Annotated in this window: 20 protein-coding genes and 1 tRNA gene; 9 read left to right on the plus strand and 12 right to left on the minus strand. The window is 70.3% G+C overall.

Annotated elements, in window-relative coordinates; genetic code table 11:
• Nucleotides 1-3: 3 nt before the first annotated feature.
• From ACFOM8_RS04815 to leuB, 7 genes are all read right to left on the minus strand, one after another.
• Nucleotides 4-1071, minus strand: coding sequence for an HlyD family secretion protein (locus ACFOM8_RS04815; protein WP_377759803.1), 1068 nt, complete (start codon nt 1069-1071; stop codon nt 4-6).
• Nucleotides 1068-2690 (minus strand): MFS transporter, encoded by a 1623-nt coding sequence (locus ACFOM8_RS04820; RefSeq protein ID WP_377759804.1) that lies wholly within the window; start codon nt 2688-2690, stop codon nt 1068-1070. The genes ACFOM8_RS04815 and ACFOM8_RS04820 overlap by 4 nt, the downstream gene beginning before the upstream one ends.
• The gene (locus ACFOM8_RS04825) at nt 2687-3115 is read right to left on the minus strand and encodes a MarR family winged helix-turn-helix transcriptional regulator (protein WP_377759806.1); all 429 of its coding nucleotides are present in this window, start codon (nt 3113-3115) and stop codon (nt 2687-2689) included. Before ACFOM8_RS04825 ends, ACFOM8_RS04820 begins: the two co-directional genes overlap by 4 nt.
• Nucleotides 3116-3203: 88 nt before the next feature.
• The gene (gene ggt / locus ACFOM8_RS04830) at nt 3204-5009 is read right to left on the minus strand and encodes a gamma-glutamyltransferase (protein WP_377759808.1); all 1806 of its coding nucleotides are present in this window, start codon (nt 5007-5009) and stop codon (nt 3204-3206) included.
• A 140-nt stretch (nt 5010-5149) separates the two neighbouring features.
• Nucleotides 5150-5226, minus strand: a tRNA-Pro gene (locus ACFOM8_RS04835).
• A gap of 47 nt (nt 5227-5273) precedes the next feature.
• On the minus strand, nt 5274-6233 hold the full coding sequence (locus ACFOM8_RS04840; protein ID WP_377759810.1) for a DMT family transporter: 960 nt from the start codon (nt 6231-6233) through the stop codon (nt 5274-5276).
• The gene (gene leuB, locus ACFOM8_RS04845; protein WP_377759812.1) at nt 6233-7357 is read right to left on the minus strand and encodes a 3-isopropylmalate dehydrogenase; all 1125 of its coding nucleotides are present in this window, start codon (nt 7355-7357) and stop codon (nt 6233-6235) included. The genes ACFOM8_RS04840 and leuB overlap by 1 nt, the downstream gene beginning before the upstream one ends.
• A gap of 144 nt (nt 7358-7501) precedes the next feature.
• Between leuB and ACFOM8_RS04850 the strand changes: the two genes are divergently transcribed.
• From ACFOM8_RS04850 to ACFOM8_RS04860, 3 genes are read left to right on the plus strand one after another with little or no spacing between them, the layout of a single operon-like run.
• Nucleotides 7502-8695, plus strand: a complete 1194-nt coding sequence (locus tag ACFOM8_RS04850) for an MFS transporter (protein ID WP_377759814.1) — start codon at nt 7502-7504, stop codon at nt 8693-8695.
• Nucleotides 8688-9725 (plus strand): glycosyltransferase family 4 protein, encoded by a 1038-nt coding sequence (locus tag ACFOM8_RS04855; protein ID WP_377759816.1) that lies wholly within the window; start codon nt 8688-8690, stop codon nt 9723-9725. The genes ACFOM8_RS04850 and ACFOM8_RS04855 overlap by 8 nt, the downstream gene beginning before the upstream one ends.
• Entirely contained in the window at nt 9722-10351 is a 630-nt protein-coding gene (locus ACFOM8_RS04860) for a glycosyltransferase family 29 protein (RefSeq protein WP_377759818.1), read from the plus strand. The genes ACFOM8_RS04855 and ACFOM8_RS04860 overlap by 4 nt, the downstream gene beginning before the upstream one ends.
• Nucleotides 10352-10474: 123 nt before the next feature.
• Here the strand turns inward: ACFOM8_RS04860 and ACFOM8_RS04865 are convergent, their stop codons facing one another.
• Both ACFOM8_RS04865 and ACFOM8_RS04870 read right to left on the minus strand, forming a co-directional pair.
• Nucleotides 10475-10942: a DUF2214 domain-containing protein gene (locus ACFOM8_RS04865; RefSeq protein WP_377759820.1), complete on the minus strand. Its 468-nt coding sequence runs from the start codon at nt 10940-10942 to the stop codon at nt 10475-10477.
• Nucleotides 10943-10948: 6 nt separating this feature from the next.
• The gene (locus ACFOM8_RS04870) at nt 10949-11332 is read right to left on the minus strand and encodes a DUF6152 family protein (protein WP_377759822.1); all 384 of its coding nucleotides are present in this window, start codon (nt 11330-11332) and stop codon (nt 10949-10951) included.
• Nucleotides 11333-11516: 184 nt separating this feature from the next.
• Here ACFOM8_RS04870 and ACFOM8_RS04875 point away from each other — a divergent pair, with 184 nt between their 5' ends.
• Together ACFOM8_RS04875 and ACFOM8_RS04880 are read left to right on the plus strand one after the other, a co-directional pair.
• On the plus strand, nt 11517-12539 hold the full coding sequence (locus tag ACFOM8_RS04875) for an aspartate-semialdehyde dehydrogenase (protein WP_377759824.1): 1023 nt from the start codon (nt 11517-11519) through the stop codon (nt 12537-12539).
• A gap of 6 nt (nt 12540-12545) precedes the next feature.
• On the plus strand, nt 12546-13145 hold the full coding sequence (locus tag ACFOM8_RS04880) for a DedA family protein (RefSeq protein ID WP_377759826.1): 600 nt from the start codon (nt 12546-12548) through the stop codon (nt 13143-13145).
• A gap of 200 nt (nt 13146-13345) precedes the next feature.
• Here ACFOM8_RS04880 and ACFOM8_RS04885 read toward each other — a convergent pair whose 3' ends face one another.
• On the minus strand, nt 13346-13567 hold the full coding sequence (locus ACFOM8_RS04885) for a hypothetical protein (RefSeq protein WP_377759828.1): 222 nt from the start codon (nt 13565-13567) through the stop codon (nt 13346-13348).
• 182 nt (nt 13568-13749) lie between these two features.
• Entirely contained in the window at nt 13750-14397 is a 648-nt protein-coding gene (locus tag ACFOM8_RS04890) for a carbonic anhydrase (RefSeq protein WP_377759829.1), read from the minus strand.
• Nucleotides 14398-14535: 138 nt separating this feature from the next.
• On the opposite strand from ACFOM8_RS04890, the gene ACFOM8_RS04895 reads away from it, so the two are divergent.
• The 4 genes from ACFOM8_RS04895 (at nt 14536) to serB (ending at nt 18366) form a co-directional block, all read left to right on the plus strand.
• Nucleotides 14536-14913 carry a hypothetical protein gene (locus tag ACFOM8_RS04895; RefSeq protein WP_377759831.1) on the plus strand — a complete coding sequence of 126 codons (378 nt, stop codon included), beginning with the start codon at nt 14536-14538 and terminating at the stop codon, nt 14911-14913.
• 344 nt (nt 14914-15257) lie between these two features.
• Nucleotides 15258-16622, plus strand: coding sequence for a leucyl aminopeptidase family protein (locus ACFOM8_RS04900; RefSeq protein WP_377759833.1), 1365 nt, complete (start codon nt 15258-15260; stop codon nt 16620-16622).
• The gene (locus ACFOM8_RS04905; protein WP_377759835.1) at nt 16619-17461 is read left to right on the plus strand and encodes a C40 family peptidase; all 843 of its coding nucleotides are present in this window, start codon (nt 16619-16621) and stop codon (nt 17459-17461) included. Before ACFOM8_RS04900 ends, ACFOM8_RS04905 begins: the two co-directional genes overlap by 4 nt.
• Nucleotides 17462-17487: 26 nt before the next feature.
• A complete protein-coding gene (gene serB, locus ACFOM8_RS04910; protein ID WP_377759837.1) occupies nt 17488-18366 on the plus strand; it encodes a phosphoserine phosphatase SerB in 879 nt (292 codons plus the stop codon).
• Here serB and ACFOM8_RS04915 read toward each other — a convergent pair.
• Nucleotides 18356-19357 carry an NAD(P)H-dependent flavin oxidoreductase gene (locus ACFOM8_RS04915; RefSeq protein ID WP_377759838.1) on the minus strand — a complete coding sequence of 334 codons (1002 nt, stop codon included), beginning with the start codon at nt 19355-19357 and terminating at the stop codon, nt 18356-18358. The two genes, serB and ACFOM8_RS04915, sit on opposite strands and share 11 nt — an antisense overlap.
• Nucleotides 19358-19487: the final 130 nt, after the last annotated feature.

The raw sequence follows: 19487 nt of genomic DNA on the forward strand, positions 1-19487 counted from the left end.
CCGTCACCCCGGCGCGGTGGCGGTGTCCACATGGACCACCACCGACATGCCGGGGCGCAGGTGTTCCGCCATCTGCTGCCCCGGGTCGATGGAAATGCGCACCGGCAGGCGCTGCGCGATCTTGGTGAAGTTGCCGGTCGCGTTGGTGCCCGCCAGCAGGCTGTATTCCGACGCCGTCGCGGGCGAGAAGGATTCGACCCGGCCCGCAAAGGCGCGGTGCCGCATCGCGTCCACGGTAAAGCGCACAGCCTCGCCCGGCAGCAATCCGGTCAGGCTGGTTTCCTTGAAATTGGCGATGATCCAGACATCGCGGCCCACATGCGACACAAGCGCCGTGCCCGGCGTCACGTATTGCCCGACCCGGACCGCGACCTGGCCCAGACGGCCGTCCGCAGGCGCGCGGATCACGGTGTTGTCCAGCTCGATCCGCGCCAGCTCCACCGCGGCCTGGGCGCTGGCGATGTCGGCCCGGCGCGATTGCAGGGCGGCGCGGGCGGATTTCACCGCCTCGCGCTGCACGTCCAGCTGCGCCTCGGCCTGGGTGACGGCGGCCTCGGCCTGCCGCAAGGCCAGATCCGACTGTTCCGCCGCCGATTGCGATGCGACGCCGCGCGTCCGCAGTTCCCGCGCGCGGTTCCAGCCGGTCCGTGCCGTGGTCAGGGCCGAACGGGCGGAGTCGACCCCGGCCCGATCGGCGCGCACTACCGCCTCGGCCGAGGCGACGCTTTGGGCAGCGACCTCCATCGCGGCCCGGGCAGCGGCCTCCATCGCGGCCCGGGCAGCGGCCAGTTGCGCGTCGGCCTGGGCCAGCTTCTGGCGGGCGATGCGGTCGTCGATCCGCGCGATCGCGTCGCCCGCCTTGACGGGCTGGAAGTCGGTGACATCGACCGCGGCGACATAGCCCGAAACCTGCGGCGCCACCGTTGTGACCTTGCCGCGGATATAGGCGTTCTCGGTTGTCGGCTCGGCGGCCCGGAAGGGCGGCAGATGCCAGGCGTAAAGCAGCAGCAGCACGCCCGCGAGCCCGATGGCCAGGGCGACAAGGGTCGGAAGAAGGTTTTCTTTTTTCATGGGGTCGTGTCCGGTTCGGGGGCGGGCGCCATGCGCAGGGCCAGCCGGTCGCGCAGCAGGTGCAGTACCAGGGCCAGGGCGGCGGCAAGGGCGATCAGGGCGGTCAACAGATAGGCGTCGTTGTAGGCCATCACGGTGGCCTGGGCGGATGCGTCCTGCGCGATCTGCGCGGCGGCCTGCGCGCGCCGGGCGGTGGCGTCGGGGATCTGCGCGGCCAGGGCCGCCACATGGCCCGCGATGGTTTGGGCGGTGGGCGCGTCGGTGGCGGCAAGCTGTTCGGTCAGGGCCGCGTAATGGGCGGCCTGGCGGTGGTCGATCAGGGTGGCGAACAGGCCCGACCCCAGCACGCCCCCCAGGGACTGGGTCGAGATGAAGACGATCACAAAGGACAACAGGTACTGCGGCCCGCGCGCCAGGGCCGAAACCAGTCCGGCCATCATCGCGGGGGGCAGGAACAGCATCCCCGCGAACCCGATCAGCGCCTGGCTGACGATCATCTGTTCGGGCCGCGTGTCCACCGTCGCATGGGCGTCCATAAAGGCGCCAAGCGCGATCAGCAGCAGCGCCGCCAGATGCAGCGCGGGCACGCGGTCCGGGCGCATCCAGGCCAAGCCTCCCAGCAGGCTTGCCCCGACAATCACGGCGAACAGCCCGGTCATCTGCGCGGGCGCGACGCCAAGCGCCTGGAACATGCGCGGCGCGCCCGCGGCCTGTTCGGACAGGATCAGCCGGAACAGGAACAAGGTCGCCGTCAGGTGCAGCATGGCGGGGCTGACCAGCCAGCGGATGTCCAGAAGCGGCGCGGCGCGGTTCAGCTCGACCGCGACGGCAATGGCCAGCGCCGCGGCCGAAGCCGCCAGCAGCGCGCCGATCCAGGGCGCGTCGGTCCAGTGATGGATCGGCCCCATGACAAAGCCGATGGTCAGCCCCGCAAAGCCGAAGCCGATCAGCAGAAAGCTTGCGAAGTCCAGCGCCTGGATCACCTTCATGTGCGGCACGGGCCGCAGCGGCAGGCGGAACACCAGCATCAGCGACACCATCGCCATGCCAAGCGCCGTCAGGTGCATCCATGTCAGCCCGCCATCCCCGATCAGCGCGGGCGAGACGACGCGCGCCAGCGTCGGCCCCGCCATCATCACCGCCATCGCGGCGGGCAGGCCGAGGCGCATCTTCCATGACTGCGACAAGGGTTCCAGCATGTACATGAAGGCCAGCGTGGACAAGGGCGCGGCCGCCGCGCCCGACAGCGCCTGCACCACCACGGCCGACCGGAAGTCGCTGATCCAGACGGAGGCGAAGGCCACCGCGACATAGGCGACGATCCCCACCTCGGCAAAGCGGCGCAGCCCGAATTGGGTGCGGATCTTGATCAGCAGCAGCGGCAGGGACGCGCGCGGGATCATGTAGGCCGCCATCAGCCAGCTGGCCTGGGCGGCGGTGATGCCCAGATCGCCCGCGATCTGCGGGATGTTGGCCGACACGAAGCCCTGGCCCAGGCCCTGCGACAAGGCCAGCATCACCGACGCGCCCATGTAGGCCAGGGCGCGCGGCACGGGCAGCGGGGGGTGGACCACGGGGGCCGGGGCGGCGGGACCGGTCAAGGGGGCGGAACCGCTCATTCCCGGTCCAGCCTTGCGATGTTGGCGGCGATCCGGTCCAGCACGGACTGGGCCACGGCCAGGTCGCCGTCCGGGATGCCCGCCACCAGTTCGGCCCGCATCCGGCGGGTGAAATCGACGATGCCGCTGTCCCGGCCCCGCGCGGTCAGGAACAGCGCGTTCTTGCGCCCGTCCGATTCGGCGGGCCGGCGTTCGACAAAGCCCGCGCGTTCCAGCGCGTCGATCTGGCGCTTGAGCGTGGGCGCCTCGATCTCCAGCGCGGCGGCCAGTTCCGCCTGCGTGGCGCCGTCCATCCGCGACAGGGTGGTCAGCGCCCGGGCGCGCGACAAGGTCAGGCCCATGGCCTGGGCCCGCGCGTCATAGCTGCGGCGCAGCAGGCGCATGAGGTGCAAGAGCGTATCGAGAAGATGCAAGGATCGCGGCATGGCGGAAGCGTGGTTAGATCGTTAGCAAGCTAACCATTCAGGCGCCAGGCTTCAACCCCCCGGGGAACGGGACAGGCCGCGGCATGTCTCAGCCGCCCAGGGCGATGCCCTCGCGCCGGGGATCGGCGCCGCCCGACAGCGCCCCGTCCGGGCCGATCGCGATGCCTTGCAGGCCCGAGGTCAGGTCCGTCTCGTTCAGTTGGAACCCCATGGCGGCCAGGCCCTCGGTCAGGGCGGCGGGCAGCCCCGCCTCGATGTCCATGGGACCGAAGCGGTTCACGATGTTGGGCGCGGCCACGGCCTTCTGGATGTCCATGCCCCAGTCCAGATGCGCGACGATGGCGCGGGCGACATAGCCGATGATGCGGCTGCCCCCGGGCGAGCCGATGACCAGCACCGGGCGCCCGTCCTTCAGCACGATGGTCGGCGCCATGGACGACCGGGGGCGCTTGCCCGGGGCCACGGCATTGGCGATGGGCCAGCCGTTCCCGTCATGGGTTTCGAAGCTGAAATCGGTCAGTTCGTTGTTCAGCAGGAAGCCGCCCGTCATCAGGCGCGCGCCGAAGCCGTTCTCGATGGTGGTGGTCATCGACAGGGCGTTGCCGTCGGCGTCCACGATCGAGATATGCGTGGTGGACGGCAGTTCCAGCGATGCGTCCTGCCCCCACAGCGCCGCATGGGACCAGCCGGGGGCCCCCGGGCTCACCTCGGGCAGGCTGTCGTCGCCCGCCAGCAGCTTGGCGCGTTCGGCCAGATAGGCGGGGTCGATCAGCCCCTGGGTCGGCATCGGCACATGGTCGCTGTCGGCCATGAAGCGGCCGCGGTCGGCGAAGGCCAGGCGCGAGGCATCCCCGATCAGCCGCCAGCTTTCCGGGCTTTCCGCCCCCAGTGCCGTCAGGTCGTAGCCGCCCAGCATCCCCAGGATCTGCCCCACCGTCAGCCCGCCCGAGGACGGCGGCCCCATGCCGCAGACATCGTGGCCGCGGTATTCGACGCAAACGGCGGGGCGTTCCATGACACGATAGGCGGCAAGATCCCCCATCGACAGCCCGCCGGGATTGTCGGCCCCGCGCACGGCGGCGACGATGCCTTCCGCGACCGGACCCCGGTAGAACCCGTCCGCGCCGCGCGCGGCCAGGCTGCGCAGGGTCGCGGCATAGGCGGGGTTCTTCAGCGTCGCGCCCGCCGCGACCGGCTGTCCGCCCGGAAAGAAATAGGCGGTCGTGGCCGGGTCGGCCTGCAAGGCCTCGCCTTCCTCCGCCACAAGCGATGCCAGCCGGGGCGAAACGGTGAAGCCCCCCTCGGCCAGCCGGATGGCGTCGCCGAACAGGCCCGACCAGTTGGCCTTGCCCCAGCGGCGATGCGCGTCCTCCAGCAGCGCGGGGGTGCCGGGCGTGCCCACGGACCGGCCGCCCACCACGGCCTCCATGAACTCCATGGGCTGGCCGTTGTCGGTCAGGAACAGCGTCGGGGTTGCCGTCAGGGGCGCGGTTTCGCGCGCGTCGAGCGTGGTCAGCGCGCCCGTTTCCCCGTCATGCCAGACCAGGAACGCCCCGCCCCCCAGGCCCGAGCTTTGCGGCTCGACCAGGCCCAGGACCGTCTGGACGGCCACCATGGCATCGGCGGCGCTGCCGCCCGCGGCCAGCACCCCCGCGCCCGCCTCGGCGGCCAGGGGGTGGGCGGCGCTGACCATCCAGCCCCGGCCCGCCACGGGGCGCCCTTCGGCCTTGGCCGTCAGCGCCGCGCGCGCGGCGGCGGACAGCGGGCCGAGATCGCCGGCCCGGGTTTCGATGTTCGTCGCCGCTTCGGGCGCGACGGCATCCGTCGCCTGCTGGGCCAATCCTGCGGGGGCGCTGCCCAGAAGCAGCGCGAGTGCCAGGCTTGCTCGTGCCATCCTTCCCTCCACCGTCGGTTCTCGCAGTCTGCGCGCGCGGGAACGATGGCGCAAGGAACTTGAGGGGCGCAAGGAACTTGGGCGGCGGCGGGGGGTGTCATCGCATGATGGGGGCTTTCCCGACAGGCCGGAAAGCCGACTGGTCGGAGCGAGAGGATTCGAACCTCCGACCCCCTGCTCCCGAAGCAGGTGCGCTACCAGGCTGCGCTACGCTCCGACCGTGAGGGGGCAGGTAGCGCGGGGCGCGCGCCATTGCAAGCCCCGTCAAGGGCGCGGCGGCCATATTCTTTGCAAAAGCGAGGTGCGGGGCGCCGTCACCGTTTCCGCCCGGATGCGGGACGCGATCACCGGGCGATTCACGGAATTGCCGCCCCGCCCTTCGCGCCAGACGATGTAGATGCCCGATCCGATGATCACCGCGGCGCCCAGAACGGTGGGCGCGTCCAGCACCTCGCCGAAGACGATCCAGCCATAGGCGGTGGCCCACAGGATCTGGGAATACTGCATGGGGGCGACAATGGCGGCCTCGCCCGCGCGATAGGCCAGGATCAGCAGGAATCCCGCGATCAGCCCCAGGCAGGCGATCACCCCGGCCAGCGCCAGATGCGGCAGTTCCATCGGCCGATAAGCCAGGGCCAGCGACGCCCCGGTGGCCACGAAGTTGCCCAGCATCGGCCACATCAGCAACACCAGCGGGCGTTCGGCCCGGCCCAGCTTGCGCAGGATCACGGCCGTGCTGGCCGACGCGACGGCCGAGGCCAGGGCCGCCAGATGCCCCCATTGCAGCGCCTGCGCGCCGGGGCGCAGCACGATCAGAACCCCCAGAAGACCGATCACCACGGCGGCCCAGCGGTGCAGCCCGACCCGTTCGCCCAGGATCGGGATCGACAGGATCGTCACCAGCAGGGGCGCCGAGAACAGGATCGCGTAAACCTGCGCCAGCGGCAGATGCGAGAAGGCCAGGAAGCTGCCCATCCCCGACACCACGCCCACCACCGTGCGCAGCGCCACCCAGCCGGGATGGACGGGGCGCAACGTGCCGGGGGTGGGGTCGCGCATGACGATCAGCGTGACCAGCGGAAAGGACAGCAGCGACGAAAAGAACAGCACCTGCAACGCGGGATACTGCGCGCCCAGCACCTTGATGACCACGTCATGCGTCGCATAGATGCCCATGGCCAGCAGGGCCAGAACCGCGCCGCGGACGTTGGACGCGCCCTCCATCAGCCTTGGGACAGGGCGGCGAGGATGCGGTCGCCCATCCCGGCGGTCGAGATCGGGGTGCCGCCTTCCGGTCCCATCAGGTCGGCCGTGCGCGCGCCCTCGGCCAGAACCCGTTCGACCGCGCGTTCCAGATCCGCCGCGGCGTCGCCCTGGCCGAAGGAATAGCGCAGCGCCATGGCGAAGGACAGGATGCAGGCGATCGGGTTGGCGCGGCCCTGCCCCGCGATGTCGGGGGCCGATCCGTGGACGGGTTCGTACAGCGCCTTGGGCCGCCCGTTGGCCATCGGCGCCCCCAGGCTGGCCGAGGGCAGCATTCCCAGGCTGCCGGTCAGCATCGCCGCCGCGTCCGACAGGATGTCGCCGAACAGGTTGTCGGTGACGATCACGTCGAACTGTTGCGGGCGGCGGACCAGCTGCATGGCGCCGTTGTCGGCATACATGTGCGACAGTTCCACATCGGGATATTCGGCGTCATGGACCCACTGCACCTCCTCGCGCCACAGGACGCCGGATTCCATCACGTTGGCCTTTTCCATCGAGCAGACCCGGTTCGACCGCCGCCGCGCCAGTTCAAAGGCCGACCGCGCCACGCGCCGGATCTCTCCGCTGGTGTAGCGCTGCGTGTTGATGCCGACGCGCCCGCCTTCGTTGCCGGGATTGTTGCCGTCCGAATGGATGCCGCGCGGCTCGCCGAAATAGATCCCCGAGGTCAGTTCGCGCACGATCAGAATGTCCAGGCCCGCGACCACCTCGCGCTTCAGGGACGAAAAATCGGCCAGCGCGTCGAAGCACTGGGCCGGGCGCAGGTTGGCGTAAAGGTCCATCTCCTTGCGCAGGCGCAAAAGGCCGCGTTCGGGTTTGACGGCGAAATCCAGGCTGTCGTATTTCGGCCCGCCGACCGCGCCCAGCAGCACCGCGTCGACCGATTGCGCCCGGGCCATCGTTTCGTCGGTCAGCGGCGTGCCATGGGCGTCATAGGACGCCCCCCCGACCAGACCGTGGCTCACGTCGAAGGACATGCCGCGATTGGCGCCGAACCAGTCGATGACCTTGACCACCTCGGCCATGACCTCGGGACCGATCCCGTCGCCGGGCAGGATGAGAAGCGAATAAGGGTCGGACATGGTTCCTCCGGGTTCTTGGGTCGCGCCGTCGCGTCCGGTGCTAGCCCCCCGGCCTGGGCGGGTCAAGTTGGGCCGCATTCCTGCCGCCGTGCCTTGCGCCCGGCGCGGGCTTGGCGCAGCCTGCCGCCGCAACGGAGGGATGGAATGCGCTGGATCCTGTCGCCGGGACTGATGTCCCTTGTTCTTGGCTATACGCTGAGCCAGTTTTATCGCGCCTTTCTGGCGGTGCTGTCGCCCACGCTGGGGGCGGAACTGGGGGCGGGGCCGGCCGATCTCGCGCTGTCCTCGGGGCTTTGGTACATCGCCTTCGCCGCCGTGCAGATCCCCGTCGGCTGGGCGCTGGACCGCTTTGGCCCGCGCGAAACGGTGGCGGTGCTGCTGGCCTTTGGCGGCTGCGGCGGGGCGCTGGTCTTTGCGCTGGCGCAAGAGCCCTGGCACATCCACCTGGCGATGGCGCTGCTGGGCATCGGCTGCGCGCCGGTGATGATGGGCAGCTTCTTCATCTTCGCCCGCACCCTGCCCCCCGCGTCGATGAGCGCGGCGGGCGGCGCGGTGGTGGGCATCGGATCGCTGGGCAACATGCTGGGGGCCGCGCCGCTGGTCTGGGTGATCAACGCGGTCGGCTGGCGCGCGGCGCTGGCCGGGCTGGCGCTGGTCACGCTGCTGGTGGCGCTGGCGATCCTGGCCCTGGTGCGCAACCCCGGCAAGCCCGCGGGCCAGGGACGCCCGGCGCGGCTGCGCGATCTGCTGGCGGTGCGGGAACTGCGGCTGATCCTGCCGCTGCTGGGCGTGACCTATGCGGCATCGGCCTGCATCCGCGGGCTGTGGGCCGGTCCCTTCCTGTCCGAGGTTTATGGCGCGGGCGACTATCTGATCGGCTGGGTGACGCTGGGCATGGGGCTGGCGATGGTCGCGGCGAACCTGTCCGTGGGCTGGATCGTGCGCCTGATGGGGTCCGACAAGCGCACCTCGGTCGCCAACACGGTGCTGCTGGGCCTGGTGCTGGCGGGGCTGTGGCTTGGATCGGGCGAAAGCCTGCCGCTGTCGGGGGCGCTGCTGGTGATGGTGTGCATCTCGGACAGCTCGTATTCGCTGATCATGTCGCACGGCCGCGCCTTTCTGCCCCATCACCTGGTCGGGCGCGGGATCACCTTCATGAACATGGTCTCGATTTCCGGCGTGGGGATCATGCAGTTCCTGTCGCGGCCGGTTTATCTTTCGGCGCAGGCCAGCCACCCCCCGGCCGAGGCCTACGGCCATATCTTCCTGTTCTTCCTGGTGCCGCTGCTGATAGGGCTGGCCTTTTACCTGTTCAGCGCCGAGAACCGCCATGTCTGAACCGCTGGTCGTCGCCCCCAATCTCAAGCGCCGCTTGTCGGGCGTCACCGCCACCGTGGTCCGGCTGATCCCCGTGCAGGCGCGCATGATCGCGATCCGCGCCACCGGCCCCGGCCTGCCGCCGGACGTGCCGCATATTCCGCTGGCCCGGGCCGTTCTGATGCCGCGCGACCGCTGGCGCGTCTGGCACGCCCGGCGCAACACGGAAATGGCGCTCGGGCTTATCCTGCGCCGGGTGCTGCGGCGGAAATACCGGCTGCTGTTCACATCCGCCGCGCAGCGGCGGCATACGGGCTTTACCAAATGGCTGATCCGGCAGCAGGACGCGGTTGTGGCGACCTCGGACAAGGCGGCCGGCCACCTGGACCGGCCCGCGACGGTGGTGATGCACGGGGTAGACACCGCGATCTTCCAGCCGCCCGCCGACAAGGCGGCGCTGCGGCGCGAATTGGGCCTTGACCCGGACGCGGTGCTGGTCGGCTGCTTTGGCCGGGTGCGCGCGCAGAAAGGGGTGGATCTGCTGGTCCGCGCCGGGCTGCGGCTGCTGCCGGACCGCCCGCGCGCCCAGATCGTCTTTACCGGCCGCGTCACCCCCGACAACCGCGCCTTCGCCGACGGCCTGCTGGCCGAGATCCGCGCGGCGGGCTTGCAGAACCGCATCCGTTTCCTGGGCGAGCTGCCCTGGGACCGGGTGGTGCGCCATTATCAGGCGCTGGACCTGTTCGCCGCCCCGGCCCGCTGGGAAGGCTTCGGCCTGACGCCGCTGGAGGCCATGGCCTGCGGCGTGCCCACGGTCGCCGCCCGCGTCGGCGCCTACGAGTCGCTGATCCGCGACGGCGTGACCGGCAGCCTGGTTCCCCCCGACGACGGGGATGCCTTGACCGGGGCGCTGCGCCGCTGGCTGGACGAAGATGCCGCGCGCATCCTGGCGGGCCAGGCCGCCCGCGCCCATGTCACGGCGCACCACGCCATCGAGGGCGAGGCCCGCGCCCTTGTCGCGATCTACCGCGACCTGCTGGCCCGGCCATGAACAGGCTGGCCTTTCACGCCGCCCGCCTGCTGCGCGACGAAAATGCGCTGCAATCCCTGTCCGTCCCGCAAGAGAACCTGCTGGCGGATCTCGAGAACAAGTCGGTCGCGCTGATCGGCAATGCCCGGTCCCTGGCGCAGGCCCGGCACGGCGCGGCCATCGACGCCGCCGATCTGGTGATCCGCATCAACCGAGCGCCCCTGCCCTCGGCCGACAGCCACGGCGCCCGCACCGACTGGCTGGCGCTGGCGGTGCGGCTGCCCGGCGAGGACCGCGCCCGCCTGAACCCCGCGCGCATCCTGTGGATGTCGCCCAAGCGCAAGCGGCTGGACTGGCGGACCGCGACAAGCCCCGGCTTCTACCTGCACCCGCTGAAGGATCACCGCGCGCTCAAGGACCGCCTCGCCGCCCCGCCCACCACGGGGGCGATGATGATCGATCTGCTGCTGCGGTCGCGCCTGACCGGCCTGACGCTTTACGGCTTCGACTTCTTCGCCAGCCAGAGCCTGTCCGGCCGCCGCACCGCCCAGCAGGTGCCCCACGATTTCGCTGCCGAGGCGGATTGGGTCGCGGATCTGCGGCGGTCGGACGGACGGTTGACCCTGATCCGGGGCGGATGGGCGTAGGACCGTCCCAAGCCCGGGCGGCGCAACCGCCGCGGCCGGTGCGGCCCCGCGGCCACGAAAGGCCAGGCGGCGCGAACAACCGCGGCGCCGAATGGCGAAGGGCAAAGTCTGCTTTTCCTGCCCTTACAGGAACCCGATCCAGCGGCCCGCCAGCAGCACGGCAGGCCAGGTCGCCGCCGACGTCGCGGCCAGGATCCGGGCCGCGGGGCCGGGCCGCCCGGTCGCCATGACCCGCTTCCAGGCCAGCCCGTGCATGGCCGCGACATTGCCCAGACCCAGGCCCAGCAACGCCAGCTTCCAGCGGAATGCCGCGTTGCCCAGGTATTCGCCCGCGTCCACCGACCACAGGCAGAACCCCGTCGCCACCGCAAGGCCAAGCCCGATTCCCGCCATCCGCGACAGGAACGGCCCGATCACGGGCAAGGGCGGTCCCCGAAGAACCCCCAGCACCCGCAGATCCAGCGGCAGGATCGCGCCCACCAGAAGCCCGATCGACAGGATATGCAGGGCGTTCACGACCATGTAGAGATCGCCCGACCCCCGCAGCGCCCGCGCCAGGCCCGATGCCTCGATCCAGGCCAGAAGCTCCATCGCCGGTCAGTCGGACCGGATGCGTTCGGGATACATGTCGTAGTTCCGCCCGTCGATCACGATGCGCACGGCCTTCATATGCGCCTCGCCGGCGTCGCGGTCGCGGTTGCCGATCACCGTCACCCGGTCGCCGATCCCGGCGGTGTCCGCCGCAAAGCCCGACCGCGCGGTCCGGCCCGGATTGCCCAGTTCCACGAACCAGACCGTTCCGTCCGCCGCCCGGACGCGCAGGCTGGGATGGGGCGGGGCCATCGAGATTTCCTCGATCACGCCCTCCAGACGGGTCTGGTCCTCCTGGGCCCAGGACCAGCCGTGATGCGCCCGCGCCGGCGCGGAAGCGGCAACTGCAAGACCAAGGGCAAGGGTCGCGGAACAAAGGGTGCGGAACATGGCGGAACTTTCCGGTTGCCTGCGTCAAGAATAGCGCGCCTTGGCCGGGCCGCGGTTGACATTGGCGTGACCCTGCGGCCGCCCCTCCGCCCCGCCCCGCTCTGCGGGCGCCCCCTTCCCCCTTCCCCTGCGCCACCGCTTGCGCTAAACGCACCCGACCGCCAGAAAAGGGAGTCCCAAGGAGATGGGCTACAAAGTCGTCGTCGCAGGCGCCACCGGAAACGTGGGCCGCGAAATGCTGAACATCCTGGACGAACGCCAGTTCCCCGTGGACGAGATTGCCGCGCTGGCCTCGCGCCGGTCGCAGGGCACCGAGGTCAGCTTTGGCGACAAGACCATCAAGGTCAAGGACATCGAGCAGTTCGACTTTTCCGGCTGGGACATCGCGCTGTTCGCCATCGGCTCGGACGCCACCAAGCTCCATGCCCCCCGCGCCGCCGCGGCGGGCTGCGTGGTGATCGACAACTCCTCGCTTTACCGCTACGACCCCGAGATCCCGCTGATCGTGCCGGAAGTGAACCCGGACGCGGTGCATGGCTACAAGAACAAGATGATCATCGCGAACCCCAACTGCTCGACCGCGCAGATGGTGGTGGCGCTGAAGCCGCTTCACGACCGCGCGCGGATCAAGCGCGTCGTGGTGTCCACCTATCAGTCGGTGTCCGGCGCCGGCAAGGACGGCATGGACGAGCTGTGGGACCAGACCAAGGGCATGTATGTCCCGGGCCAGGAAGTCGCGGCCAAGAAGTTCCAGAAGCAGATCGCCTTCAACGTGATCCCGCAGATCGACGTGTTCCTGGACAGCGGCGACACCAAGGAAGAATGGAAGATGACAGCCGAGACGAAGAAGATCCTCGACCCGTCCATCAAGGTCACGGCGACCTGCGTGCGCGTTCCGGTCTTCGTGGGCCATTCGGAGTCCATCAACATCGAGTTCGAGGATTTCCTGGACGAGGACGAGGCCCGCGACATCCTGCGCGAGGCGCCGGGCGTCCTGGTCGTGGACAAGCGCGAGCCGGGCGGCTACACCACGCCGGTCGAATGCGTGGGCGATTTCGCGACCTTCGTCAGCCGCATCCGCCAGGACGTGACGGTTGAAAACGGCCTGAACCTGTGGTGCGTCAGCGACAACCTGCGCAAGGGCGCGGCGCTGAACGCGGTGCAGATCGCGGAACTGCTGGGCAACCGCGTCCTGAAAAAGGGCTGAACCCCGGTGTTCGACTGGATCGCGGGCTTTCTGGAAAGCGGCGGGGCCTTGGCCATCGCCGCCCTGATGCTGCTGGAAAACGTCTTTCCGCCGATCCCGTCCGAACTGATCATGCCCTTGGCGGGCTTCAACGCCGCGCGCGGCGGCACGCCCTTGTGGCTGGCGATCCTGGCGGGGGGGCTTGGCTCGTTGGCCGGGGCGTGGTTCTGGTACCATGTGGGCCGGGCCTTCGGCCGTCTGCGGCTGCGCGCGCTGATCGCGCGCCACGGCCGCTGGCTGACCATGAACCTGTCCGATTTCGCCATGGCCGAGGCCTGGTTCCAGCGCCACGAGCGGGCCGTGGTGTTCTTTGGCCGCTTCGTGCCGACGGTGCGGACGCTGATCTCGATCCCGGCCGGAATCGAGCGGATGCCGCAGGCGCAGTTCCTTCTCTACACCGCGCTTGGCAGCTTCATCTGGTCGGGCGGGCTGGCCTTGGCGGGTTATCTGCTGGAGGACAGGTACGAACAGGTCGAACACTGGATCGACCCGCTGTCCACGGCGGTCGTGATCGGCATCGTCGCGCTGTATGTCTGGCGCGTGATCCGCTGGAAGCCCGACGCCTGAACGCCGTCGCATCGCGCGGTCCGCCACACCCGGCTTGTCGTCCATCGCGGCGCCTGCCCGGTCATGCAGGCTGACGTTGCCTTCGCCGTCCACGGACAGCAGGCGGCCATGGGTTTCGTGCGACAGTTCCGACGCGCCAAGCGTCACCGCGCCGCTGTTGTCGCGCTCCGGCAGGGCGGACGAGCCGTTCAGGCGGCCGTTCACCTGGCCCAGACGGGCGTTTTCCGTGGCGACACCATGGTCATGTCGGCAAGCCGGGATGCGCTGGCCGTCCCGCGCCCGGCTTCGGCGGGGGCGGGGGTGGCGCGGAACATCCGATCGACGGAGCCGAAGGCGTTTTCCAGGGCGGCGTCGCGAACATCGCGTTCCTTGACCGCCATCTTCGCCACGGCCTCCGTGACGGCGGCCTGGGGAACGGCCACACTCCCTTTCAGGATATGTCAGCAGAGGGTGTCGGCGGGATGCTGATCACGCGATGATCGCCCGGAACATCGCCAGCGGATCGGTCCCGCGGCGTGCCCCTCGGTCCCCCCTTATCCGGGCGCGACCCTTGCAGGGCCGCCGCCGCACGGCCGTCCGCGTCGATTTCCGGGAAGGCGTCCCGTCAGACGGCCGCCCAGCTTTGCCCGCCGTCCGTCGCCTGGACCAGCGTGCCCTCGCTGATGTCGTGGACAAGGCCGTGGATCGACATCTGGCCGGATTCGACCGCCGTGCGGACAAAGGGAAAGGTCATCAGGTTCTCGATCGAGACCAGCACGGCCTCGCGTTCCAGGGCGGCGATCTGCTGGTCCTCGGGCAGATCCTTCACGCGGTCATAGCCAGGGCGCAACACATCCATCCAGCGGCCGACGAAGCTGGTCTTTTCCTCCAATTCCGGCGCGCGTCCCGAACACATGGCATGGCAGCCCGCGACGCCGCCGCACATGGTATGGCCCACCACGATCAGATGGGCGACCTTCAACGCAGTCACCGCGTATTCCACCGCGGCGGACGTGCCGTGCTGCAACCCGTCCGGCGCATAGGGCGGCACCAGGTTCGCGATGTTGCGGTGGATGAAGAATTCGCCCGAATCCGCGCCGAAGATGCTGGTGACGTGGACGCGCGAGTCGCAGCAGGAAACCACCATCGCGCGCGGGCGCTGCCCGTCGGTGGCCAGGCGGCGATACCAGGCGCTGTTTTCGGAATAGGACGTGGCCCGCCAGCCGTGGAAGCGGCCGACCAGGTATTGCGGCAGGGGGCGGATGTTGTGCATGTCTCACCTCTCTTGTGCGCCGGTTGATAGGCCGGCATTGAAACAAATTCGAGCGATTTCTTGCGGCCGCGGCAAGCCTTTCTTCACCGCCCTGGATCATGGTGGCGGGACTGACGTGCAAGGCAAGGGTTGAGGCAGATGGCACAGATCACGGCATTGGCGGTTTCCGAACCGGTCCGGGTCGATTCACGCCGGGTGGGCGATATCGTGACCGAACTGGGCGAAACGGCGGCGCAGAACGTCATCGGGCTGGCCCTGGAACAGCTGGCAGGCGCGCTGACCTCTGCCGACCGGGCCATCCGCGATGCCGATCTGGACGAGGCCGCGCGCCAATGCGATCTCCTGGCGCGGCTGGCCTGGCAGATCGGGTTGCTGTCGCTGGCCGGCGTGGCGATGGATCTGGGCTGCTGCGCCGAAAGACGCGACCCGGTTGCCCTGGGCGCCATCCATGCCCGGCTGATGCGGGTCGGCAACCGCTCGCTGACGGCGATCTGGGACCGCACGGGATTGGGCTAGGGCGGATCGAGATCCGGGTCAGGCAGGCGGTCCGATCAGGAACGGCGCCCTGCGGCGGTCACGTCGGGCGGGCGCCGACTTGCCGGGCGTGAAGCGCCTGCCAGGGCAAGAAGCGCCCGGACATCGTGCCAGCGGCAGGATTTTTAGCGGCCGACGGGCGAAACGCCGGGAGGAAGGCGCCGACCGGGCCTTGGCCGCCCGGGTTGGGATGGCGCAGCGCGGCGAAGGCAAGGGCCCTCGCCGCAGAGAAGCCGGCACGGCGGGGGATTGCCCCCCCGCAACCCAGGCTTGCGGGCCGGACCGCAAGCTGTAGTCTGGCGCCCGGACAGACAAGGACCAGCCCCATGATCCCCGACTTCGCCCCTCCATCCGCCGATGCCCTGCCGCTCTGGGCCGTGTGGACGGGCGATCCCCTGGTTGATCAGGCAGGCCCCTGGCCCGCCGCCAGCGGCTTTTCGGGAAAGCGGGGCGAAATCTGCCTGCTGCCCGATGCCTCGGGCGGGCTGGCGGGGGCGTTGCTGGGCCTTGGCGACCGGGCGCAGGCCAGCCGCCACCGCTTCGTTCTGGCCCATGCGACCGCCCTGCCCGCCCGCGTCTGGCGCCCGATCCTGCCCGAAGGCCTGGACCGGGACGAGGCCGCGCTGGCCCTGCTGCTGGGCCAGTACCGCTTCGCCCGATACAAGGGAAAGGCTTATGACGGTCCGCAGTTCACCTGCCCCGATGGCGTCGATGCCGCCCCCATCCGCGCCCAGGCTGCGGGCGAGTTCCTGACCCGCGACCTGATCAATACCCCCGCCAACGACATGGGGCCGGACGACCTGGAAGCCGCCGCCCGCGCGCTGGCAAAGGAGATCGGCGCCGCGATCGCCGTCACCGCCGGCCCGGACCTGCTGGACGCGAACCTGCCGATGATCCATGCCGTGGGCCGCGCCGCCGAACAGGCGCCGCGCCTGATCGACATCCGCCTGGGCACCGGCGGCCCGCGCCTGACCCTTGTCGGCAAGGGCGTCTGTTTCGATACCGGCGGGCTGGACATCAAGCCTGCGGCGTCGATGCTGCTGATGAAAAAGGACATGGGCGGGGCGGCGACCGCCCTGGGCCTGCTGAAGATGCTGGCGCTGACCGGCGCGGCGGACCGGATGCGGATCCGGGTGCTGCTGCCGGTGGTGGAAAACAGCGTTTCCGCCGCCTCCTTCCGGCCCGGCGACGTGCTGACCAGCCGCAAGGGCCTGACGGTCGAGGTGAACAACACCGATGCCGAGGGCCGGCTGATCCTGGCCGACGCGCTGACGCTGGGGGCCGAGGAATCGCCGGACCTGATGGTATCGCTGGCCACGCTCACGGGGGCGGCGCGGGTGGCGCTCGGCCCGGACCTGCCGCCTTTCTATTGCGACAACGATGCCACGGCGGACGCACTGTCCCGCGCGGGGATGGCCGTGCGCGATCCCCTGTGGCGGATGCCGTTCTGGGACGGCTACGAACCGCAGATCGAGCCGTCCATCGCGGATCTGGACAACGCCCCCTCGGGGGGCATGGCGGGGTCGATCACCGCCGCGCTGTTCCTGCGCCGCTTTGCCGAAGGATCAGGGCGCTATGTCCACATGGACATCTACGGCTGGCAGCCGACAGCCGCGCCGGGCCTTCCCAAGGGCGGCGCGGGCCAGGGGGCGCGGGCGATCCTGGCCGCGCTGCCGCGGATCCTGCCATGACCCTGGACCGCCGCCTGACGCCCGCGACCGACCGCGTGGCCCTGGAAAGCCTGGCGGGCGTGATCGAGCGTCCGGCCTATACTCCCGGCCATCCCGCGCGGCTGGCCGTGCCGCTGGCCGATCTGATGACCGCCCCCGACGGCCGCCGCGACCGGCAGGTGAATTTCGGCGCCGATGTCACCGTGATCGAGACGCGGGGCGATTGGTGCTTCGTGCAGACGGCGCTCGACGGCTATTGCGGTTGGCTGCCCTTGGCCTCGCTGGGCCACGACCTGCCGCCCATCACCCACCGGGTGACGGCGCCCGCCACGCATGTCTATCCCGCCCCCGAAATCAAGCAGCCGGAACGGGCCAGCCTGTCCTTGGGCGCGCGCCTGTCCGTCGCGGAGGTCGAGGGGCGGTTTGCCCGGCTGGCGACAGGCGGCTTCGTGCCGGTCCAGCATATCGGCGAAAGGCCCGCCGCAGACCCGGCGCGGGTGGCCGAAAGCCTGCTGGGCACGCCCTATCTGTGGGGCGGCAACAGCCGCTGGGGGATCGACTGTTCGGGGCTGGTCCAGGCGGCGCTGACGGCCTGCGACATTCCGTGCCCCGGCGACAGCGACCTGCAACGCGCGGCCTTTCCGGCGGCGGAAGGCATCCGGCGCGGCGATCTGCTGTTCTGGCCGGGCCATGTCGCGCTGGCCATGTCGCCCGACCGGATGATCCACGCGACGGCCTTCGCCATGGCGGTGATCGTTGAACCCGTTTCCGACGCCCTGGCCCGGATCGACACGGCGGGCGACGGCCCCTTTCTGGGCATTCGCCGCCCGCCTCTGGCGCAGCCCGCCGCCTTGGCCTAGACCGCCGCCAAAAGGAGTTGCGGCCCATGTTCACCGTTTCGCTGATCGCCTCGCCCCTGCGCGCCAACCTGACCGAGGACGTGGCCCGGGGGCTGGCCGACCGCTGGGGCGGCGGGCCGCTGCGCTGGCTGAACCCGGGCATCGCGGCGGAATTCGACGTGTCGGCCGAACCGGCCGATGCGGCGGGCGCCTGGGCGGAGTTGCAGCAACAAACCCTGGATCTGGCGGTCCAGCCCACGAAAGGGCGGCGCAAGGCGATCCTGCTGGCCGACATGGATTCCACCATGATCGGCCAGGAATGCATCGACGAGCTGGCCCATGTCGCGGGCGTCGGCCCCCGCGTGGCCGACATCACCGCCCGCGCCATGAACGGAGAGCTGGATTTTCACGGCGCGCTGACCGAACGCGTTTCGCTGCTGGCGGGCTTGCAGGACAGCGTGATCGCGGATGTGCTGGCCTCGCGCATCACGCTGGCCTCGGGCGGGGCGGAACTGGTGGCGACGATGCGCGCCAATGGCGGCTATGCGGCGCTGGTCTCGGGCGGCTTCACCGCCTTTACCGAGGCGATCGCCGACCGGCTGGGCTTTGACGAACACCGCGCCAACACCCTTGTGGCCGAGGGCGGGCTGCTGACCGGACATGTCGGCACCCCGATCCTGGGCCGCGAGGCCAAGGTCGAGGCCCTGATCGAAATCGCCGCCGCGCGCGGCCTGAGCCCCGCCGATGCGATCGCCGTGGGCGACGGCGCCAACGACCTGGGCATGATCCAGCTGGCCGGAACCGGGGTCGCGCTGCACGCCAAGCCCGCTGTCGCGGCGCAGGCGCCCATCCGCATCAACCATGGCGACCTGACGGCGCTGCTGTATCTGCAAGGCTATGCGGCCACGGATTTCGTCACGGGCTGATCGCCAGCACGGTTTCCCCCGCAGGCCGCGCGACGCTGGCGGCGGCGCCGGTGCCTGCCCAGAATGCCCCGTATCCGGTATTCCCCTTGGCGGCCGCGGCGGCGTGCAGCGCCTTGCCGATGTCGTAGGCGACCGGATAATCCGCCGCCGCGCTGTCGTCGACAAGGGTGAAATCATTGGCCAGGCACCGCGCTGGACGCCCCGAGATCGCGCGGGTCATGACCGTCTGTCCGCCCGACAGCGCCGCGCAATGCGCAGCCGCAGTCGCAGCCTCGGGCGCGCGCAGAAAGGCCGTGCCGCATTGCACCGCGACGGCGCCCGCATCCATGGCCGCACGGGCCGAGGCCCGATCCATGATCGCCCCCGCCGCCACCACCGGCAGGCCCAGCGGCACCAGGGCCCGCGCCAGGGCCAGATGATCCAGCCGGTCATCCGGGCCGTGGGGGTGGAAGATGCCGCGATGACCGCCAGCCTCGTACCCTTGGGCCACGATCGCGTCGAAGCCCGCCGCAACGATCGCCCGCCCTTCGGCGACCGAGGTCGCCGTGGCCCACAGCCTGCACCCCGCCGCCTTCAGCGCCGCGATCTGGTCCGGCTTGGGCAGGCCGAAATGGCAGCCGACGATGGCGGGTTTTTCCGCAAGCAGAACCGCCAGCATGGCGTCGTTGCCGCGGAAGCTGGGATAGATTTCGGACAAGGCCGCAGGCGGCTCGGCCCCGAAGCGGCGGAAGACCGGCCGCAGCGTCCGGGTCCACTCCGCCTCTCGCGCCGCATCGCGCCGGGCAGGCGCATGGCAGAACAGGTTCACTCCGAAAACGCGATCCGTTCCCTGCCGCACCGCCCGGATCTGTTTTCCTGCCTCGGCTGCGTTCAAGGCCCCAAGCGCCACAAAGCCCAGCCCGCCCGCATGGCAGACCGCCACCGCCAGCTCCGGCGTCGAGCTGCCCGCCATCGGCGCCTGCACCACCCGATGCGTCACCTCCTCGAACATCGCCGTTTCCTTTCGCCTTGGCCCCAATGTCCCATGGGGTGAAACGCGCCCGGAAAAAAGTCCAGCGGACTTCTTTCGACGGCGAACGCCGGCCGCGTTGCGGCAGGCCGGGGGGCGTGAAATCCCGGGT

The sequence above is a fragment of the Paracoccus angustae genome, assembly GCF_042648745.1.
GTDB lineage: Bacteria > Pseudomonadota > Alphaproteobacteria > Rhodobacterales > Rhodobacteraceae > Paracoccus > Paracoccus angustae.

Bases quoted from the DNA above. Each gene is read 5' to 3' on its own strand.
- ACFOM8_RS04915 (WP_377759838.1), bottom strand. From the start codon at position 19,357: ATGTTCGAGGAGGTGACGCATCGGGTGGTGCAGGCGCCGATGGCGGGC.
- ACFOM8_RS04860 (WP_377759818.1), top strand. From the start codon at position 9,722: ATGAACAGGCTGGCCTTTCACGCCGCCCGCCTGCTGCGCGACGAAAAT.
- ACFOM8_RS04870 (WP_377759822.1), bottom strand. From the start codon at position 11,332: ATGTTCCGCACCCTTTGTTCCGCGACCCTTGCCCTTGGTCTTGCAGTT.
- ggt (WP_377759808.1), bottom strand. From the start codon at position 5,009: ATGGCACGAGCAAGCCTGGCACTCGCGCTGCTTCTGGGCAGCGCCCCC.
- ACFOM8_RS04850 (WP_377759814.1), top strand. From the start codon at position 7,502: ATGCGCTGGATCCTGTCGCCGGGACTGATGTCCCTTGTTCTTGGCTAT.
- ACFOM8_RS04865 (WP_377759820.1), bottom strand. From the start codon at position 10,942: ATGGAGCTTCTGGCCTGGATCGAGGCATCGGGCCTGGCGCGGGCGCTG.
- ACFOM8_RS04890 (WP_377759829.1), bottom strand. From the start codon at position 14,397: ATGCACAACATCCGCCCCCTGCCGCAATACCTGGTCGGCCGCTTCCAC.
- ACFOM8_RS04900 (WP_377759833.1), top strand. From the start codon at position 15,258: ATGATCCCCGACTTCGCCCCTCCATCCGCCGATGCCCTGCCGCTCTGG.
- ACFOM8_RS04895 (WP_377759831.1), top strand. From the start codon at position 14,536: ATGGCACAGATCACGGCATTGGCGGTTTCCGAACCGGTCCGGGTCGAT.
- ACFOM8_RS04855 (WP_377759816.1), top strand. From the start codon at position 8,688: ATGTCTGAACCGCTGGTCGTCGCCCCCAATCTCAAGCGCCGCTTGTCG.
- ACFOM8_RS04825 (WP_377759806.1), bottom strand. From the start codon at position 3,115: ATGCCGCGATCCTTGCATCTTCTCGATACGCTCTTGCACCTCATGCGC.
- ACFOM8_RS04875 (WP_377759824.1), top strand. From the start codon at position 11,517: ATGGGCTACAAAGTCGTCGTCGCAGGCGCCACCGGAAACGTGGGCCGC.
- ACFOM8_RS04840 (WP_377759810.1), bottom strand. From the start codon at position 6,233: ATGGAGGGCGCGTCCAACGTCCGCGGCGCGGTTCTGGCCCTGCTGGCC.
- ACFOM8_RS04815 (WP_377759803.1), bottom strand. From the start codon at position 1,071: ATGAAAAAAGAAAACCTTCTTCCGACCCTTGTCGCCCTGGCCATCGGG.
- ACFOM8_RS04820 (WP_377759804.1), bottom strand. From the start codon at position 2,690: ATGAGCGGTTCCGCCCCCTTGACCGGTCCCGCCGCCCCGGCCCCCGTG.
- ACFOM8_RS04905 (WP_377759835.1), top strand. From the start codon at position 16,619: ATGACCCTGGACCGCCGCCTGACGCCCGCGACCGACCGCGTGGCCCTG.
- leuB (WP_377759812.1), bottom strand. From the start codon at position 7,357: ATGTCCGACCCTTATTCGCTTCTCATCCTGCCCGGCGACGGGATCGGT.
- serB (WP_377759837.1), top strand. From the start codon at position 17,488: ATGTTCACCGTTTCGCTGATCGCCTCGCCCCTGCGCGCCAACCTGACC.